This window comes from Azospirillum thiophilum (genome assembly GCF_001305595.1).
In the GTDB taxonomy this organism is placed as follows: domain Bacteria; phylum Pseudomonadota; class Alphaproteobacteria; order Azospirillales; family Azospirillaceae; genus Azospirillum; species Azospirillum thiophilum.
The window spans coordinates 254,355-271,705 of sequence record NZ_CP012401.1; the positions used below are offsets into that span (position 1 = coordinate 254,355).

General features: G+C 68.3%; 18 protein-coding genes. 3 read left to right on the top strand and 15 right to left on the bottom strand.

What is annotated here, in order from left to right:
• Positions 1-5: 5 nt before the first annotated feature.
• Complete coding sequence (locus AL072_RS01100; protein ID WP_045581868.1) at positions 6-308, bottom strand: hypothetical protein; 303 nt, start codon at positions 306-308, stop codon at positions 6-8.
• A 264-nt stretch (positions 309-572) separates the two neighbouring features.
• Here AL072_RS01100 and AL072_RS01105 point away from each other — a divergent pair, with 264 nt between their 5' ends.
• Entirely contained in the window at positions 573-980 is a 408-nt protein-coding gene (locus tag AL072_RS01105; protein WP_045581867.1) for a response regulator, read from the top strand.
• 120 nt (positions 981-1,100) lie between these two features.
• On the opposite strand, the gene AL072_RS01110 is transcribed toward AL072_RS01105, so the two are convergent.
• The 5 genes from AL072_RS01110 to AL072_RS01130 all read right to left on the bottom strand — a co-directional run bounded on the left by AL072_RS01110 (position 1,101) and on the right by AL072_RS01130 (position 8,026).
• Entirely contained in the window at positions 1,101-1,394 is a 294-nt protein-coding gene (locus AL072_RS01110; protein ID WP_082108918.1) for a ferredoxin family protein, read from the bottom strand.
• Entirely contained in the window at positions 1,391-2,692 is a 1,302-nt protein-coding gene (locus tag AL072_RS01115; RefSeq protein WP_045581866.1) for an FAD-dependent monooxygenase, read from the bottom strand. Before AL072_RS01115 ends, AL072_RS01110 begins: the two co-directional genes overlap by 4 nt.
• Positions 2,693-2,721: 29 nt before the next feature.
• Entirely contained in the window at positions 2,722-3,801 is a 1,080-nt protein-coding gene (locus tag AL072_RS01120; protein ID WP_045581865.1) for an electron transfer flavoprotein subunit alpha/FixB family protein, read from the bottom strand.
• A 25-nt stretch (positions 3,802-3,826) separates the two neighbouring features.
• Entirely contained in the window at positions 3,827-4,678 is an 852-nt protein-coding gene (locus AL072_RS01125; protein ID WP_045581864.1) for an electron transfer flavoprotein subunit beta/FixA family protein, read from the bottom strand.
• 237 nt (positions 4,679-4,915) lie between these two features.
• Positions 4,916-8,026, bottom strand: coding sequence for a hybrid sensor histidine kinase/response regulator (locus AL072_RS01130; protein ID WP_045581863.1), 3,111 nt, complete (start codon positions 8,024-8,026; stop codon positions 4,916-4,918).
• A gap of 128 nt (positions 8,027-8,154) precedes the next feature.
• On the opposite strand from AL072_RS01130, the gene AL072_RS01135 reads away from it, so the two are divergent.
• A complete protein-coding gene (locus AL072_RS01135; RefSeq protein ID WP_245636717.1) occupies positions 8,155-9,063 on the top strand; it encodes a BglII/BstYI family type II restriction endonuclease in 909 nt (302 codons plus the stop codon).
• Positions 9,064-9,108: 45 nt separating this feature from the next.
• Here AL072_RS01135 and AL072_RS01140 read toward each other — a convergent pair whose 3' ends face one another.
• The 7 genes from AL072_RS01140 to AL072_RS01170 form a co-directional block, all read right to left on the bottom strand.
• Positions 9,109-9,771 (bottom strand): LysE family translocator, encoded by a 663-nt coding sequence (locus AL072_RS01140; protein ID WP_045581862.1) that lies wholly within the window; start codon positions 9,769-9,771, stop codon positions 9,109-9,111.
• A 40-nt stretch (positions 9,772-9,811) separates the two neighbouring features.
• Complete coding sequence (locus AL072_RS01145) at positions 9,812-10,708, bottom strand: LpxL/LpxP family acyltransferase (protein ID WP_045581861.1); 897 nt, start codon at positions 10,706-10,708, stop codon at positions 9,812-9,814.
• Positions 10,692-11,696, bottom strand: coding sequence for a tetraacyldisaccharide 4'-kinase (lpxK, locus tag AL072_RS01150; protein WP_045581860.1), 1,005 nt, complete (start codon positions 11,694-11,696; stop codon positions 10,692-10,694). The genes AL072_RS01145 and lpxK overlap by 17 nt, the downstream gene beginning before the upstream one ends.
• 28 nt (positions 11,697-11,724) lie before the next feature.
• Positions 11,725-13,011 carry a 3-deoxy-D-manno-octulosonic acid transferase gene (locus AL072_RS01155; RefSeq protein WP_045581859.1) on the bottom strand — a complete coding sequence of 429 codons (1,287 nt, stop codon included), beginning with the start codon at positions 13,009-13,011 and terminating at the stop codon, positions 11,725-11,727.
• Between the two features lie 101 nt (positions 13,012-13,112).
• Positions 13,113-13,538 carry a type II toxin-antitoxin system VapC family toxin gene (locus tag AL072_RS01160; RefSeq protein ID WP_045581858.1) on the bottom strand — a complete coding sequence of 142 codons (426 nt, stop codon included), beginning with the start codon at positions 13,536-13,538 and terminating at the stop codon, positions 13,113-13,115.
• Complete coding sequence (locus AL072_RS01165; RefSeq protein ID WP_045581857.1) at positions 13,535-13,777, bottom strand: type II toxin-antitoxin system Phd/YefM family antitoxin; 243 nt, start codon at positions 13,775-13,777, stop codon at positions 13,535-13,537. Before AL072_RS01165 ends, AL072_RS01160 begins: the two co-directional genes overlap by 4 nt.
• A gap of 66 nt (positions 13,778-13,843) precedes the next feature.
• Positions 13,844-14,476, bottom strand: a complete 633-nt coding sequence (locus AL072_RS01170; protein ID WP_045581856.1) for a LysE family translocator — start codon at positions 14,474-14,476, stop codon at positions 13,844-13,846.
• Positions 14,477-14,692: 216 nt separating this feature from the next.
• Here AL072_RS01170 and AL072_RS01175 point away from each other — a divergent pair, with 216 nt between their 5' ends.
• Positions 14,693-15,511 carry a YoaK family protein gene (locus tag AL072_RS01175; RefSeq protein WP_045581855.1) on the top strand — a complete coding sequence of 273 codons (819 nt, stop codon included), beginning with the start codon at positions 14,693-14,695 and terminating at the stop codon, positions 15,509-15,511.
• Here AL072_RS01175 and AL072_RS01180 read toward each other — a convergent pair.
• A complete protein-coding gene (locus AL072_RS01180) occupies positions 15,504-16,502 on the bottom strand; it encodes a glycosyltransferase family 4 protein (protein ID WP_045581854.1) in 999 nt (332 codons plus the stop codon). The two genes, AL072_RS01175 and AL072_RS01180, sit on opposite strands and share 8 nt — an antisense overlap.
• Positions 16,499-17,332 carry a UDP-2,3-diacylglucosamine diphosphatase gene (locus tag AL072_RS01185; RefSeq protein WP_045581853.1) on the bottom strand — a complete coding sequence of 278 codons (834 nt, stop codon included), beginning with the start codon at positions 17,330-17,332 and terminating at the stop codon, positions 16,499-16,501. The genes AL072_RS01180 and AL072_RS01185 overlap by 4 nt, the downstream gene beginning before the upstream one ends.
• Positions 17,333-17,351 lie beyond the last annotated feature (19 nt).

A 17,351-nucleotide genomic window follows, 5' to 3' on the forward strand; every position in this document is an offset into this window, starting at 1 on the left:
CGCCGTCAGTGGATCTTGGTCTCGTTCGGACCGGCGTCGCGGCGATAGACGTGGACGTGATACGCCGCCATCGGGTTGTCGTCGATGTAACGCAGAAGATCTTTCTCAGTCCCCGGCGTGGCGTCGCGGATCAGCACCTGCCAGGCGGGCTCCATCGTCGCACGCATCGTCTCGTCATGGGGAAGCATGATGAACCCAGCCCATTCCGGGTCGAAATCCGCCAGATAGCTCTTGGCGTAATGCTTCATCATCGTCGCGTCGTTGACGTTGACGCTTTCCATGTTTTCAAAACAGACACGCAGGTCCATCGCCGGTCTCCTCATGGCCAAGGGTGCCGCCCCGCCGGCCGGCCCAGAAAACAGGGGCCGGGAAACGGTGCGGGGCGGCAGGATTCGATTGCGAAAACAGCCATGGACCAAAGATGGTGCGCGAGGCCGCTCAAAAACAAGCCCTGTGCCGGTGCGACCCATGCGTTCGGCGCAGACTGCACCATTGGTCATAACCCTGCGTTTTTGGGTTCGCGCTCTGCGATGCTTCTGTAGAATCGCTGTGACAGCATGCATGCAATCAATATGAACGACCCCACATCCGACACCGACCCTCCCCTGCGGATCCTCATCGTCGAAGACGAAAGCCTCGCCGCCATGGCATTGGAGGAGATCCTCGGGATGCTCGGCTTCTGCGTCGTCGGCATCGAGGACAACGCCGAGGACGCGGTCGAGGCCGCAGAGCGGTTGCATCCCGATGTCGTGATGATGGACATCCGCCTGCGCGGCACCCGCGACGGGATCGAGGCCGCCGCAGCCATCCGTGCGCATGCCGGCACGCGCTGCATCTTCACCTCGGCCTTCGCCGATGCCGAGACGCGGCACCGGGCCGCCGATTGCGAACCCTTCGGCTTCGTCCGCAAGCCCTATTTCCCCGCCGAGCTCCAGCGGGCGCTGAACCAGGCGGCGCTGCAACTCGGGCGCCGGGCATAGCGGACGGCCTTCGTCTCCTCCCTGCCTCCAAACAAGATCCAAACAAGACGCAGACGAAAAGGCCCCCGCGCGTCGCCGCGCGGAGGCCGTTCGAGGCCGGGGACTCGGAAGCCGGTACGGTCAGCCGAACTTGTAGCTGATGCCGTAGCCGCCGCGCGGATAGTCCCAGGCGATGTTGCCCTTGTCCTGGCAGACGACCCGGCAGGTGCCGCATTCCAGGCAGCCGTCGGTGACGAGCGTCACCGAACCGGCTTCGTTCTTGCTGTAGCATGCGGCCGGGCAGCAGAAGGTGCAGGCCTGCTTGTCGCAGCTCTTGCAGGCCTCCTCGCTCTTGATCTGGATGTGCGGCCGGCTTTCATCGACGATGTAGCGGTTCTGATAGAGCTTCTCTTCGACCTTCACCATGATGCTCATCGCACGGCCCTCACCAGCTTGATTGCGTCACCGACCAGTCCCATCACCGAGCGGCGCTTGACGAAGGACTTCATGATCTGCTTTTCCTTCGACTTCTTGTCGACGCTGTCCACAGTGAACCAGTTGTGGGCCGCCGCTGTGATTTCATCGGGATAGGCGCCGAAGAACTGCTTGTTGCCGTGCATGATGCCGGGCAGCTCGCGATACTTCTTCAGATCCTTCATGATGAAGCTGTCGTCGAGCTTCTTCTTGTAGGTCGCCAGATTGGCCGCGCTGAATGCCTTGCCGGCCGCCTTCAGCTCGAGCACCGTCTCCGCCGCCATCCGGCCCGAGGCCATGGCGAGGTTGGAGCCCTCGCGGTGGGCGGCGTTGTTGAAGTGGGCGGCGTCGCCGACCACCATCCAGCCGTCGCCGTAGAGCTGCGGAACCGCCTTGTAACCGCCTTCCGGGATCATGTGGGCGGCGTATTCCTTCATCTCGGCGCCTTCGATCAGCGGCTTGATGACGGGATGCTTCTTCAGATCCTCCAGCATCTTGTAGGGCGGGCAATCGCCGTTCTTGAAGTCGGAGATCAGGCAGCCGATGCCGATCGTCAGCGATTCCTTGTTGGTGTAGAGGAAGGCGGTGCCGACCATCCCCTTGGTCACCTTGCCCATGATCTCGATGACGACGCCTTCGTCCTCCTTGACGCCGAAGCGCTGCTGGATCAGCTCCGGATCGATGAAGAGGATTTCCTTGACCGCCAGCGCCACGTTTTCCGGCGCCGCTTCGGTCTGGAGGCCGGCGCGCTTGGCCAGCAGGGCGTTGACGCCATCGGCCATGATCACGACATCGGCGTGGATCTCGCCGCCCTCGCGGTCGGTGCGCACGCCGGTCACCTTGCCGGACGCGTCGCGGATCAGCTCGGTCACCGTGGTTTCGCAAATCTGCAGGCCGCCGACCTTGCGGATCTGCTCGCCCCACCATTTGTCGATGTTGGCGCGGATGATGGTGTAGCGGTTCGGCTTGTCGGTGTTGAAGGCTTCCGACCGGTAGTTGGTGCCGACATAGCTGTCGTCGCCCAGCAGCCAGACCCGCTGTTCGATGATGTGGCGTTCCGTCGGGCAATCCTCCCGGAAATCCGGGATGATCTTCTCCAGCTCATGCGAATACATGATGCCGCCCTGGACGTTCTTGGCGCCGGGATATTCGCCGCGCTCAAGTTGCAGGACCTTCAATCCCTGCTTGGCCAGCGTGTAGGTGGCGGCGTTGCCGGACGGACCGGCACCGATGACGATGGCGTCGAATTTTTCGACCATGTCGACAGGCTCCTTATCGCGTCCGGCGGTCAGCCGGCCATGCGGTTGACGGACAGGCGGCGGCCGAAGGCATCGGTCAGCGCCGGCAGGATCTGCAGCGCGTCGCCGACCAGCCCGAGATGGGCGAAGTCGAAGATCGTCGCGTTGGGATCGGTGTTGATCGCCAGGATCAGGTCGGACTTCTCCATGCCGACGCGATGCTGGATGGCGCCGGAGATGCCGGCGGCGATGTAGAGCTTCGGACGCACCGTCTTGCCGGTCTGCCCGACCTGACGGTCGTTGGTGGCCCAGCCGGCCTGCACCAGCGGCCGGGTCACGCCGACCTCGGCACCCAACACCTTGGCCAGATCGAACACCAGCTTCATGTTCTCGACCTTGCCCAGCCCCTTGCCGGCCGACACGATGATGTCGGCGAAGGCGAGCTGCGCCTCGTTCTGTTCGCGGTCGGCGATGAAGTTCAGGACCTTGGTGACGATGTCCTCTTCGCGCAGGTCGGGCTGGATCTCGATGACGCGGCCGGTGCGGGCGTCGTCGCGCCCCGGCATCGCCATGACCCGCGGGCGCACCGTCGCCATCTGCGGCCGGTAGGCCAGCGTCTGGATGGTGCAGAGCAGCGTGCCGCCGAAGGTCGGCCGGGTGGCGGCCAGCGAGCGGTTGTCGGCGTAGATGTCCAGTTCCGTACAATCGGCGGTCAGGCCGGTCGCCAGCGTGGTGGCGATGGCGCCGGCGAGGTCACGGCCCAGCGTGGTGGCGCCCAGCAGCACGATCTCCGGCTTGTGGGTGTTCACGACGTCGGTCATGACCCGGCAATAGGGATCGGTGCGGTAGTCGGCCAGCGCCGGGTCGGTCACCTTGTAGACGATGTCGGCGCCATAGCCGATGGCGTCGCCGCAGATGCGGTTCAGGTCGGGACTTTCGGCGCCCAGAACCACGGCACCGACCTCCACCCCCAGCTTGTCGGCCAGCTTGCGGGCCTCGCCCAGCAGTTCCAGCGACACGGAGTGGACGATGCCACGCTCCTGCTCCACGATCACCCAGACGTTCTTGTAAACCTTCAGGTGTTCGGGAAGCTGGAACTTGCGGCCCTGGGGCTTGCTCGGTTCGCTCATCGTCGGGTCTCCCGCGGATGGATCGTCAAAGCCCGGCCGCGGCGCGGGCGAGCAAATCGTCGGCCAGCTTCGGCTGGGCGCCGAAGATGGCGTCGATGGCGGCGGCGGCCTGCGCATCGGGGGTGTCGGTTTCGGCCTGGATCATCCTGGCCTTCTCGGCACGCGGCTTCGGCACGAAGACCTTCGACACCACGGTCGGCGAGCCCTTCAGGCCGACGCGGCCTTCCTCGGCGCCGGTGAAATCGCGGCTCCAGGTCTTCAGGTCGTAGCGGGCGGCGCGGAACAGATCGTCCATCTTGCCGAAGCGGATGGTGTTGGTGCCTTCCAGCATGGTGATCATGCAGGGCAGCCGGGTCTTCAGCACCTGCACGCCGCCTTCGGACCGGCGCTGCACCACGATCTCCTTCGAGGCGATGTCCAGATCCTCGATCTTCGTGATGTAGGTCAGCTGCTCGAAGCCCAGGCGGGTGGCGATGCCGGGGCCGACCTGCGCGGTGTCGCCGTCGACCGTCTGCTTGCCGCAGAAGACGATGTCGACCGGCTCCTCTTCCGCCAGCTTCTGGATGGCGGAGGTCAACGCGTAGGAGGTCGCCAGCGTGTCGGAACCGGCGAATTTGCGGTCGGTCAGCAGCACGGCGTCGTCGGCGCCGAGAGACAGCGCCTTGCGCAGCGAGGCCTCCGCCATCGGCGGTCCCATGGTCAGCACCGTGACGCGCGCGCCCACCTTGTCCTTCAGCCGCAACGCCTCTTCCAGCGAGAACAGGTCGAACGGGTTGATGATGGCCGGGACGCCCTGCCGCATGATCGTGTTGGTCACGGGATGGATGCGGATCTGGGCGCTGTCGGGCACCTGCTTGATACAGACGACGATGTGCATCCCGTTCTCCTTGACTGCCGCTGGGCTGTGCGTGTTGGGGGGCGCGTTTGGGTGGGGCACCGGCCCGGAGCCGGCGGACACCCCCATAACAGCAAGCGCCGTGCCAGTCGGCGCGACGCCACCCAACAGTCTGGAATCAAACGGGAATTTCAGGAGATGCGATGCACCGCAACCTTGTCGCAAAGGCGACAAGCCGGCGGTCGTGTCGGTTTCGCTACAGCTGCCCGGCGGGAGGATTCAGCCGGCTTCGATATGGGCGACGACGTAGTCCAGCTCGGCGCCGACACGGGCGACCAGGGCGGCGATGCCGTCCAGCCGGCGGTCGATCACCGCCAGTTCAACCTCGGCGGCGGCGTCGGCGAGGTCGCGGGCGCCGACGGTGCGCGAGGATCCGGCCAGCTTGTGCGCCGCCTGCCGCACCTCGTCCCAGATCTCCCCGGCCAGCGCATCGGCCAGCCAGCGATGGGAGGCGCGGTTGGAGGTGACGAACTCGCCCAGCAGATGCCGCACGAACTCCGCATCGCCGTCGAACAGCGCGGTCAGCGCCCCGATATCGAGCGGCGGCAGGTCGGCCCGCCGGATGGCGTTCTCATGAGCGGCGGCCATCGACGCATCATCCAACTGCGGATCACCCAACTTCTGATCGGCCGCAAGGGGGGCATCGTCCGGCTCCGGCTCGTCGGGCATGCCTTCCCTCAAGCCATCTTCGCCGCAGTCATCTTCGCTACAGTCAGGCGCCGGCAGGTAACGGTCGAGCACCCGGCGCAGATCGGCAAGGCTGACCGGCTTCGCCAGCGTGCCGTCCATCCCTGCGGACAGGCACCGCTGCGCCTCGTTCTCCGTCGCGTTGGCGGTGATCGCGACGATGGGAAGCCGCGTGCCGTCGCCGGCCGCCACCTCCGCTGCTCGGATGCTGTGGGCCAGTTCGATACCGTCCATCTCCGGCATCTGGCAGTCGGTCAGCAGCAGGCCGTGTCCGCCGGCCCGCCACAGCGCCAGCGCCTGGACACCATCCTCCGCCGTCTCCATCGCATGGCCAAGCAGGGTCAGCTGACGCTGGATGACCTGCCGGTTGGTCGGATGATCCTCCGCCACCAGGATCAGGCGGCCCCTGGCCCGCGCCTCCTCCACGGATGGCAGGCGGCGCCGGCCGGCGGCGGGGGCTGCGGGTTCGGGGGCCGGAGCGGGATCGATGCGGCCGCCCTCCCCCGCCCGCCCGGCGGCAGTCAGAACGGCACGCACTAGCCCGGCACGCCGCACCGGTCGGCTGAGAGACACCGTCCTCGCATCCTCCGTCGCATCGCCGCCATTCACCGTGCCGCCGATCAGCACCCGCCCGCGCACCCGCCCTCGCGGGTCGCCGTCCAGAGCCGCGAGATCGGTGCCCATGGTGGAGACCAGCACGTCGCAGGCGGCGTTCGGCAGCAGGATGCGGAGCGCCGCGTCGCCGTCCACCGCCTCGGCCACCTGGGCGCCGTCGCTGTTCAGGTAACGGGCAAGGAAGCCGCGCTCCTCCGCGTCCGCCACCAGCAGCAGGACGGTCACGCCCTGCAGCGGCACCCATGCCGCCCCGGCGACGGACTCAGCCTCGACCGGGACCAGATCGGCGGTGAAGGTGAACCAGAAGGTGGAGCCGGCATCCAGCCCGCTGGTGACGCCGATGTCGCCGCCCATCAGCTCGGCCAGCCGCCGGCAGATCGACAGCCCCAGCCCGGTGCCGCCGAAACGCCGGGTGGTCGACGCCTCGGCCTGGGTGAAGGGGCGGAACAGGCGGATCTGGTTTTCCGCCGAGATGCCGATTCCGGTGTCCGTCACCGCCATCCGGATGGTGACGCGGTCGCCGTCGAAACGCGCCAGTCCCACCCGCACGGTCACCGAACCGGACTGGGTGAACTTCACCGCGTTGCCGACCAGATTGACCAGGACCTGCCGGATGCGCACCGGGTCGCCCAGCACCGCCGCCGGCAGGTCGGGATCGACATAGGTGACCAGCGACAGCCCCTTGGCCCGCGCAGCCGGAGCCAGCGTGTCGGCCACCCCCTCCACAACGCCCGCCAGCGAGACCGGCACCCGCTCCAGATCCAGCCGTCCGGCCTCGATCTTCGAAAAATCGAGGATGTCGTTGATGATGGTCAGCAGCGCACCAGCCGAGTCCCGCACAACGCCGACCAGCTCGCGCTGGTCGCCGGTCAGGCTGGTGTGCTCCAGCAGTTCCAGCATGCCCTGGATGCCGTTCATCGGCGTGCGGATTTCGTGGCTCATGGTCGCCAGGAACAGCGATTTCGCCTGGTTGGCCGCTTCCGCCTCCCGCCGCGCCGCCTCCGCCGCCTCGCGCGCCGCCACCAGATCGCGGGTGCGGTCGGCGACCTGGCGCTCCAGGCTGCGGTTCAGCTCCGTCAGTTCCTCGTAGAGATGCGCATTGTCGAATCCGATGGCAACCTTGGCGCAGAACACTTCCAGCAGCCGGCGCTCGTCGGCGGTCGGCGCGCGGCCATGGCCCAGATAGACCACGGTGTCGTGACGCCGGGTGGCGGAGCGGAAAACCAGCACGCTGTGCCCGCGTTCGTAGCGGTTGCGGCCATCGGCCAGCGCCGCCGTCACCGCCTGCACCGCCTCGGCCGGCAGGGCCAGGACCAGCGGCGTCCCCTCCATCCCGGCATGGCGGCCGGCGCCGCCCAGCACCAGCGGCTCGGCCGGCTGCTGTCCGTCGCACAGACGGCCGACCAGCGCCACCCCGTCGCCCGGCGGACAGACGCCGACGATCTGCGCCACGGCACGGCGCATGAACTCCACCATCGTCCGCTTGCCGAGCAGGGCGGAGGAGGCGTCCAGGATGCGCTCCAGCCCCTCGCGGTGATCCTCGATCGCGGTGATGTCCTGGTAGCCGCGCAGCGCCGCAACGACGGAGGTGAACAGCTTCTGCGCCGTCAGCTCGGTCTTCGACTTGTAGTCGTTGATGTCGTAGCTGAGGATGACGTCGCGTTCCGGCGCCTGCCCCGGCTGGCCGGTGCGCAGGATGATGCGGACGCGGCGGTTGTCCAGCTCGCTGCGGATGTAGCGGACCAGCCGCAAACCGGCATCGTCGGATTCCATCACGACGTCGAGCAGGATCACCGCGATGGCCGGGTTGTCGCGCAGCACCCTGCGGGCCTCCGCCGCGGTGGCGGCCGAGAGGAACTGCGCCGGACGGCCTTCGAAGGCGAAGCCGCGCAGCACCATCTTGGTGGTGGCGTGGATGGCCGGGTCGTCGTCGACGATCAGGATCAGCCAGGGTTCGGCCGGTTCGGCAGCCTCCGCCACCGCTTCGGCCGCAGGCTCCTCCTCCGCGAACAGGAATTCGTCGCTCATCACGGTCCCTTGGCGCGTTTGACGCGCGTCTTTCCACCCCGGCGAGCGTTGACCTTACCATAGGTGCCGGAATGCCCGCCAGTTCGGGAGGACGGGTTCGTGACGGCACCTCCGATCTTGCGGAAAGGGTGGATTTGCGCAGCCGCAACCGCCATGGTGGCGCCGTTTTCCACCCCGGCGCCCGTGTCCCGATGAACCTGCTTGCCTGCATCCATGACAAGGCCCCGCTGATCGAGGCGCGGGATCCCGACCTGGGCGACCTGTTCCCGCCGGGCTTCCTCGACCTGTACGAGGTGCACAGCTACCGCAACGCCGCCCGCATCCTGGCCCATGCCTGCACCGCCGAGTTCCGCGAGATCACCGAAAGGCTGATGGAGTTCCGCATCCGCACCGAGGACATCGTCGCGTCGGGCGGGAACAAGTCGCAGATCGCCAAGACGATGGAGCGGATGCTGAATCCGCTGGGCTGGAACGAGACGCGCATCCGCGGCGACCTGTTCATCACCAAGATGATCGTGACGCACGAAGAAAAACGCCGCGTCGCCGGCAAGAACCGCGGCCAGACGGTGACCGAGCAGCGCCAGCGCGAGGAGCTGTACAAGGTCAACGGCTTCATCGACGGGCACAAGATCGACTTCGTGAAGGGGCGCGTGTCCTTCGACCTGGAATGGAACAGCAAGGACCAGACCTTCGACCGCGATCTCTACGCCGCCCGCACCTTCTACGAGTGCGGCATCATCAGCGCCGGCGTCCTGCTGACCCGCAGCGCCGAGCTGATCCCGCTGTTCACCGAGGTGGCGCGGCGGGTGGAGATGAAGAATTTCCAGAACAAGTACGGCGCCAGCACCACCTGGATGAAGAAGCTGCTGTACCGGCTGGATGCCGGCCGCGGCGGCGGCTGCCCGGTGCTGGCGCTGGGCATCCGTCCGGCGCTGGTGTCGGATTTCGAGGAGTGGAAGGACAATCACCCAGTGGTCCGCCAGGCCGTCACCTTCGACGTCGACACCGGGACGGAGGATGAGGAGGATCTGTGGTGAGCCCGCTCGCCCAATCCCCCTCGCCCAATCCCCTATGCCGGTCCCTTATGCGAACTTGCGGTCCGTCAGCAGCAGCCGCAACGCGAAGCCGAGGAACAGCACCCCGGCAACGGCGTCGAGCGCAGTGCGCACCCGCGGACTGGCGAGCACGCGGCGGGCGGCCCCGGCACTGAGGGCGGCGATGCCGACCAGATAGACGCCTCCGGCCACCGAGATGATGTTGCCGAGGATGAAGGTCTGCAAGGCGACATGGCCCAGCGCCGGGGCGATGAATTGCGGCACGAAGGCCAGCTGGAACAGGATGACCTTCGGGTTCAGCAGGTTGGTGGCCAGCGCCTGGACGAACACCCGCCCGGCCGGGGCCGGGGCCGGAACCGCCGCCACGGCATCCGCCGGCCGGCCGCGGCTGGCCCAGACGCTCCACAGCGACCGCAGGCCGATCCAGGCCAGATAGGCGCCGCCGGCATAGCGCAGCAGGTCGAACAGGGCGGACGACGCCGCGATCAGGGCGGAGATGCCGGCGGCGGCCAGCAGCGAATGGACGGTGTTGCCGACGCAGATGCCCAGGGTCGCAACCACCCCGGCCTGCCGCCCGTCGGCGATGCTGCGGGTCAGCACCAGCAGCGAATCCGGTCCCGGCGCCAGGATCAGCACGCAGACGGCGACCAGATAGAGTTGCAGCAGATGGGGGTCGAGCGGCAGCGGCATCGCAGGCGGACCTTCGGATGAACGGTGGAGCGGTAAGGCGTCAGTCGGGCCAGCGGCGATGAATCCAAAGCCATTGCGCCGGCCTTTCGCGGATCCAATCCTCCAGCAGACGGTTCAGCCGTTCCATCACAATCCGCGCATCGGCGTTGCGGTCTCCGCTGGTCGGGTATGCCTCCGGCGGCAGGATGGTGTAGCGGAAACGGGCGCCCTCCAGCCGCTCGGTCCGGGCTGCGCACAGTGGCAGCTTCAGCTTCATGCCAAGGAGGGCGGCCGCCGGCGCGGTCATCGCATCACGGCCGAAGAAGGGGATCGGGATGCCGTCGTTCATCTTCTGGTCGATCAGCATGCCGACATGGCCGCCCTTCGACAGGTATCGCAACAGGAGGCGGGCACCGTCCGGCCCCTTCGGGATATGGGTGTCGGTCGCGGCCCCGCGCAGCTTCACCAGCAATTTGCCGACGATCGGGTTGTTGGGCGCCCGGTAGACCACCCCCACCTCCAGCCCATTCAGGCGGGCGATGACGGACTGCACCTCCCAGTTGGCGAGATGGCCGGAAACCACGATGCCGGCACGCCCATCCTCGCGCAACGCGTCGACATGCTCGATGCCGATCACCTCCACCCGTTCGCGGCCGATCTGCTCCAGATGCGGATATTCGGCGACGGTACGGCCGAGATTGTCCCACATGTCCTGCAGGATCGCGTCGATCTCCGCCTTCGGCTTCTCAGGAAAGACACGGGTCAGGTTACGGCGGGCACGGGCGTCGCCGGGCAGCCACGGCCCCACCGTCCGCGCGATCCGTCCGCCCAGCGCCGACGCGCGGTCGAGCGGCAGCGCCCGGAACAGAGCATTGACGCCATGGATCAGCATCCCTTCCAGCGGATAGCCGACATGGCGGGTCAGCCATTGCCGGAACGGGCTACGCGGCTTCGCCATCGGGCTTTCCTCTCAGCAGCAACGGGTCCAGCAGGGCGGCCAGCACCTCCGCCCCTTCCGGTGCCCAGCGCACCGACACCGGCAGGACGCGCACCTGTCCCCGCAGGTCCGGCGGCAGCCGCACGGCGTCCTTGGCGGTGGTGACGGGCAGAGCCCCCAGCGCGGCGGCACGGTCGATCAGGGCCGCGACCTCGGCCGGACGATAGGGATGATGGTCGGCAAAGGACACCCGCTCCACCACGCGGGCGCCGAGCGCCTCCAGCGTCGCGAAGAACTTCTCCGGCCTGCCGATGCCGGCGAAGGCCAGCACCTCGTGGCCGGCCAGCCCGGCGGCGGCCTGCGGATCGGGCTCCAGCCTGCCATGCAGCACGGGACGCCCGCCGGCCAGCGCCGCCAGCCCGTGGCGGTCCTCGCCCAGGATCACCAGCGCGTCGGCGCGGGCCAGCCCGTCGGCCACCCGTTCGCGCAAGGGCCCTGCCGGCACCAGCCGGCCGTTGCCGAAGCCGACGGCGCCATCGGCGACGATCAACGCCAGATCCTTGTGCAGCGCCGGATTCTGGAAGCCGTCGTCCATCACGATGATCCCGGCCCCGGCAGCCACCGCCCGCTCAGCCCCCGCCACACGGTCGCGCGCCACCCAGCAGGGGGCGGCTTCAGCCAGCAGCAGCGCCTCGTCACCGACATCGGCCGGGGTGTGTCGGGCCGGCTCGACCGGCAGGGGGCCGGCCTGCCGCCCGCCATGGCCGCGGGTCAGGGCATGGACGCGGACGCCGCGGTCGCGCAGCGCGGCGATCAGCGCCAGCCCGACCGGCGTCTTGCCGGCGCCGCCCGCCACCAGATTGCCGACGCAGACGACCGGCGCCCCGACCCGGCGCGGCACCGTTCCGGCGATCCGCCGCCGTCCCGCCAGCCCATAGAGCGCCCCCAGCGGCGCCAGCAGGGCCGAGGCGAGGCCGGGCGGCCGATACCAGAAGGCGGGGGTCTTCACGGCGACGTCTTCACAGGCAAGGCTTCCCTCAGGCGGCCGTCCGGATGCCGGCGGCGCCCAGCACCGGCGACAGCGCCCCCAGCGCCCGGTCGATGATCCGCCGGTTGTCCGCCGTCACCCGCGCCGCGCCCGCGACGATGCGTTCGCGCGCCCGGTCGTCGGTCAGCAGCCGGCGGGTTTCGCGGGTCAGGGCGTCGCCGTCCGCCACCGGCAGGGCGCCGCCGGCTGCCTCCAGCTTGTGGGTGATCTCGCCGAAATTGAACATGTGCGGGCCATAGAGCACCGCACAGCCGAGCTGGGCCGGCTCCACCGGGTTCTGCCCGCCATGGGGAATGAAGGAACCGCCCATGCACACCACCGGCGCGGCGCGGTAGAACAGGCCCAGCTCGCCCATCGTGTCGGCGACATAGACGGCATGGTCCGGCCGCGGCAGCAGCAGCTCCCCCGTCCGTTGCAGCACCGAAAGCCCGCGCGCCCGCATCAGCTCGGCGACGGCTTCGCCCCGGTGGGCATGGCGGGGAACGATGACGGTCAGCAGGCCGGGCAATGCCGGCGCCAGCGAGGCATGCACCGCCGCGGCGATCTCGTCCTCCCCCGGGTGGGAACTGGCGAGCAGCCAGACCAGCCGGCCGTCCAGCGCGGCGCGCAGCGGCTCCATCGCCCCATCCGCAGCGGGCGGCGGCTCGGCGGAGAATTTCAGGTTGCCGACACTGGCGACGCCGGCCGCCCCCAGCCGGCGCAGCCGCTCCGCATCGCCCTCCGTCTGGGCAAGCGTGACCTGGAAGGTGGACAACAGCCCGCCGATCAGGCCCGGCGCGTTGCGCCAGCGCCCGAAGCTGCGCTCTGACATGCGGGCATTGACCAGGGCGGCCGGCACGGCGCGGGCGCGGATGCCGGCCAGCAGGTTCGGCCAGATCTCCGATTCCGTCCACAGCACGGCGTCGGGCCGCCAATGGTCGAGGAAGCGGTCCACCGCATCGGGCAGGTCGACCGGGACATATTGGTGGATGGCGCGCTCCGGCAGCCGCCGCCCCATCAGCTCGGCCGAGGTGACGGTGCCGGTGGTCATCAGCACGCTGAGCTCGGGCGCCGCGTCCAGCAGCCGGCCGACCAGCACCAGGACCGAGTTCGCCTCGCCCACGCTGGCGGCATGGATCCAAACCAGCGGGCCGGCCGGCCGCGGGTGCGAGGGCATGCCGAACCGCTCGGCCTGGCGCGCGGGGTCTTCCTTGCCGGCAGCGCGGCGGCGGTCGAGATAGAGGCGCACCGCCGGTCCGGCGACGGTCGTCAGGCCACGGTAGAGGGATTGCAGCATCGAGGCCCGGAACTGGAGACGTACGACAACGGGCGCGTTGCCGGTCCCCCTGATACGGAACACCGGCCGCGCGCCCGGCGGCACCTTAGCACGGGGCAGCCTTACGGTGAGAATGTTTCGATCCCGAGCGTAAGTCCGGCATCCGCCAGACGGCGGTCGAGCGTACACAGGCAGGCTCCGGCTTCCGCCGCGACGGCGAGATGCAAAGCATCGCCGGCCCGCAATCCAAGCATATGCTGGTCGGCGAAGCGGGCCGCCGTCCGAAAATGAGCCGCTTCGACCGGAAGGCTGGTGAAGGTCTCAGCGCAAAGACGGGTGAACAGCGCCAACGCCGCCGCGCGATGGTCGACGGCAATCTGCCCGGTGCGCAGCTTGATCGCCAGGGCCGACGAGACCTCCGTCACCACCCATGGGCTGATCAGGAGATCGCCTGGATCCTGCCGATGAAGCCATGACTGCACACGCGCGGTGGCGGCTTCGTTGGTCAGTGCCGCGACCACCAGCGATGTGTCGAGGTAGCTGCTCAATAGCGCTCGCCGTCACGCATGCCGCGGACGAAATCGCCGGCACTTTCCGACTGCATCGGCATGGCGTCGGTAACCGCCTGAAGCTCGGCCAGGGAAATCGGCCGACGGCGCGGCTGCACCGCCGTCAACTGGGCGACGGGCTTTCCCCGCTTGGTGATGCAGACCGTTTCACCCGCTTCCGCCTGCGCGATCAGATCGCCGAGATGGGCCTTGGCATCGGCGAGAGGGACCATGTTCATATCGGCGCATCCTGACAGATTTCTTGTCAAATATAGTCCTGACCGTCAGGCCGGACAAATCCCGCCTCACCGCTCCGCCAGCGCCAGCTTGACACCCAGCGCGGCGAAGGCGGCGGCGAAGCTGCGGCGCATCCAGGCCATCACCCGCGGGCGCGACACCACCCGGTCGCGCACCGCAGCGGCGAACAGGCCGTAGACGGCGAACACCGCGAAAGTCAGCGCCATGAACACGCCGCCGAGTTCCAGCATGCGGGCGAGCGGCTGCGGATCGGCATCGCTGACGAACTGCGGCAGGAAGGCCAGGAAGAAGATCGACAGCTTCGGGTTCAGCACATTGACCAGCACCGCCCGCAGGATCGTCCGCCCGGCCGACAGCGGCGGCGCCCCCTCGGCACCCGGCCCGGCATCCGCCGCGACGCTCAGCGCCCCCTGCTCCTTCAGCGTCGCCCAGGCCATGTAGAGCAGATAGAGCACGCCCAGGATCTTCAGCCCCTGGAAGGCCACCGCGCTGGTGTGCAGCAGCGCCGCCAGCCCGAGCATCGCCGCCGCCATGTGCGGCACGATCCCCAGCGTGCAGCCGAACGCCGTGACCGTGCTGGCCCGCGCGCCCCGCGACAGCCCGGCGGCCAGCGTCAGCAACACGCCCGTCCCGGGCGACGCGACGACGATGAGGGAGGTGATGAGGAATTCGGGGGTCATGGGCGGAGACCTCGGGCGGGGTGTGGCGTGCGGACAGGACAGCATGAAGCGGGACCGACGCCAAGGGAAGGGACAGCCGCCAAAGAAAGGGACAGCCCCCCGCAGGTGCGCCGATCCGCCTCACCGCAGCACCCCAGCCCCTCCCCCGCCGCAGTGTTCCGCGTCGCGCCCATCGGCTATCCTGCGGCGCGAACCCTTTGCCTTGCGCGGTGCAGCATGCCGGTGTCCTACCTTCGCGCGCTTTCGGAGAGCAAGCGGACGAGACGGGCCAACATCCATCTCGGCGTCTCGCTCGCCTTCGTCGCCGGGGCGATCAATGCCGGCGGCTTCCTCGCCGTGCTGCAATACACCTCGCACATGTCCGGCATCGTCTCGTCGGTGGCCGACAATCTGGTGCTGGGCAACCTGACGGCGCTGGCCGCCGGGGTGGCGTCGGTGGCCGCCTTCGTCTCGGGCGCCGCCTATTCGACGATCCTCATCAACTGGGGGCGCCACCACCGGATGCACAGCGCCTATGCCTACCCGCTGTTCTGGGAGGCCCTGCTGCTGCTGGCCTTCGGGCTGCTGGGCAACAGCCTGGAGGACCACCGGGCGCTGTTCACGCCGCTGACCGTCCTGCTGCTGTGCTTCATCATGGGGTTGCAGAACGCCATCATCACCAAGATCTCGAACGCCGAGATCCGCACCACCCACATGACCGGGATCGTCACCGACATCGGGATCGAACTGGGCAAGCTGGTCTACATCAATCTCGGCCGGGAATCGGCGCGCTACCGGCCGGTGCGCACCGATTGGCGGCGGCTCGGCCTGCTGCTGTCGCTGCTGGCGGCCTTCTGCCTGGGCGGCACCGCCGGGGCGGTCGGCTTCCACAATGCCGGCTACGTCACCACGCTGCCGCTGGCCGCCTTCCTGGTCCTGCTCGCAATCGTCCCACTGATGGACGACGCCCGGACGCGGACGCGGCTGTTCCTCCGCTACCGGATCCATGGCCGCGTCCATGGCCGCACCCAGACCGGGCAGCCGCCCCTCAGTTGAAGGGGCGCAGGTTGGACAGGAACTGCTCGGCCGAGCGGCGCCAGGAATAGCCCAGCGCATAGTCGCGGCATTTCTCCGCCGGGATCGCCAGCGCCCCTTCGACCGCGCGCTTCAGATCCTCGTCCAGGCAGCCGGCGCCGGAGCCGTCGACGACATCCAGCGGTCCAGGCACCGGATAAGCGGCGACCGGAACGCCGGACGCCAGCGCCTCCAGCAGGACCAGCCCGAAGGTGTCGGTGCGCGACGGGAAGACGAAGACGTCGGCGGCAGCGTAATATTGCGCCAGCTCCTCGCCATGCTTGGCGCCGACCCAATGGACGCCGGGATATTTGCGCTGCAATTCCTCCCGCGCCGGGCCGTCGCCGACCACCACCTTGCTGCCGGGCAGGTCGAGGCGCAGGAAATCCTCCAGGTTCTTTTCCACCGCGACGCGGCCGACATACATCGACACCGGGCGCGGCAGGTCAAGAAAGCCCTTGTCGCGGGGATGGAACAGATCGGTGTCGACGCCGCGGGTCCAGCGCCGGATGTTGGCGAACCCGCGCGAGGTCAGTGCATCCTCGATGGTCTGGGTCGCCACCATCACCGCCGAGGACGGCTTGTGGAAACGGCGGACCACCGCATAGGACAGCGCCAGCGGGATCGGCGCGCGGTCGCGGACATATTCGGGAAAGCGGGTGTGATAGGCGGTGGTGAAGGGCTTGCCATGCTTCAGACAATAGGCGCGGGCGGCGAAGCCGAGCGGCCCTTCGGTGGCGATGTGGATGCAGTCCGGCCGCATCGCCTCGATCATCGCCCACAGCCGGCGCCTGGCGCCCAGCGCCAGACGGATTTCCGGATATGTCGGCATGGGCAGGGTGCGGAAACGGTCGGGGCCGATCACCTCGACCCTCTGGCCCATCGCCTCCAACTCGCGCCGGACGGTGCCGATGGTGCGCACGACGCCGTTCACCTGCGGGTGCCAGGCGTCGCTGACGATCAGGATGTTCACGCCGCTTCCCGTTCCTTCGCCCCGATCTTCGCTGGGCTCTTCGCAGGGCTGGGCCCATGGACGGGCGTGCGCTGGGCCATGACCTCCGCCCAGTGGATGATCTCCAGCAAGCCGCTGTCGTGCTCGACCAAGGCGGTGCAGGACTCGACCCAATCGCCGTCGTTGCAATAGAGGATTCCTTCGATGTCCCGCATCTCGGCGGTGTGGATGTGGCCGCAGACGACGCCGTCGACCTTGCGGCGGCGGGCTTCCTCGCCCAGCGCCTCTTCGTACTTGCCGATGAATTCGACCGCGGTCTTGGCCTTGTGCTTCAGGTAGGCCGACAGCGACCAGTAGCGGAACCCAAGCTTGCGCCGCGCCCAGTTGAACAGGGTGTTGACCTGCAGCAGCGCGACATAGGCATGGTCGCCCAGCAGGGCCAGCCACTTGGCATAGCGCACCACGGCGTCGAAGCGGTCGCCGTGGGTGATCAGCAGCCGGCGACCATCGGCGGTGGTGTGGATCCACTCATCCACCACATGCACCCCGCCGAATTGCAGCCCGACATAGTCGCGCGCCGCCTCGTCATGGTTGCCGGGGATGTAATAGACCTCCACCCCCTTGCGGGCGCGGCGCATGATCTTCTGCACCACGTCGTTGTGGGCCTGCGGCCAGTACCAGGTCTTCTTCAGCCGCCAGCCGTCGACGATGTCGCCGACCAGGAACAGGTGATCCGATTCGGTGTGCTTGAGGAAATCGAGCAGCAGTTCCGCCTGACAGCCGCGCGTTCCCAGATGAACGTCGGATATCCAGATACTGCGGTAGCGCTTGACCGCTGGGACGGCGTCCATCTTCCGCTCCATCGTCGCC

What these genes read in the sequence shown, in the direction of transcription:
- AL072_RS01130 (WP_045581863.1), bottom strand. Translation starts at nt 8,026, where the DNA reads ATGAGCGACGAATTCCTGTTCGCGGAGGAGGAGCCTGCGGCCGAAGCG.
- AL072_RS01140 (WP_045581862.1), bottom strand. Translation starts at nt 9,771, where the DNA reads ATGCCGCTGCCGCTCGACCCCCATCTGCTGCAACTCTATCTGGTCGCC.
- AL072_RS01170 (WP_045581856.1), bottom strand. Translation starts at nt 14,476, where the DNA reads ATGACCCCCGAATTCCTCATCACCTCCCTCATCGTCGTCGCGTCGCCC.
- AL072_RS01155 (WP_045581859.1), bottom strand. Translation starts at nt 13,011, where the DNA reads ATGCTGCAATCCCTCTACCGTGGCCTGACGACCGTCGCCGGACCGGCG.
- AL072_RS01110 (WP_082108918.1), bottom strand. Translation starts at nt 1,394, where the DNA reads ATGAGCATCATGGTGAAGGTCGAAGAGAAGCTCTATCAGAACCGCTAC.
- AL072_RS01115 (WP_045581866.1), bottom strand. Translation starts at nt 2,692, where the DNA reads ATGGTCGAAAAATTCGACGCCATCGTCATCGGTGCCGGTCCGTCCGGC.
- AL072_RS01105 (WP_045581867.1), top strand. Translation starts at nt 573, where the DNA reads ATGAACGACCCCACATCCGACACCGACCCTCCCCTGCGGATCCTCATC.
- AL072_RS01120 (WP_045581865.1), bottom strand. Translation starts at nt 3,801, where the DNA reads ATGAGCGAACCGAGCAAGCCCCAGGGCCGCAAGTTCCAGCTTCCCGAA.
- AL072_RS01175 (WP_045581855.1), top strand. Translation starts at nt 14,693, where the DNA reads ATGCCGGTGTCCTACCTTCGCGCGCTTTCGGAGAGCAAGCGGACGAGA.
- AL072_RS01145 (WP_045581861.1), bottom strand. Translation starts at nt 10,708, where the DNA reads ATGGCGAAGCCGCGTAGCCCGTTCCGGCAATGGCTGACCCGCCATGTC.
- AL072_RS01125 (WP_045581864.1), bottom strand. Translation starts at nt 4,678, where the DNA reads ATGCACATCGTCGTCTGTATCAAGCAGGTGCCCGACAGCGCCCAGATC.
- AL072_RS01100 (WP_045581868.1), bottom strand. Translation starts at nt 308, where the DNA reads ATGGACCTGCGTGTCTGTTTTGAAAACATGGAAAGCGTCAACGTCAAC.
- AL072_RS01185 (WP_045581853.1), bottom strand. Translation starts at nt 17,332, where the DNA reads ATGGACGCCGTCCCAGCGGTCAAGCGCTACCGCAGTATCTGGATATCC.
- AL072_RS01165 (WP_045581857.1), bottom strand. Translation starts at nt 13,777, where the DNA reads ATGAACATGGTCCCTCTCGCCGATGCCAAGGCCCATCTCGGCGATCTG.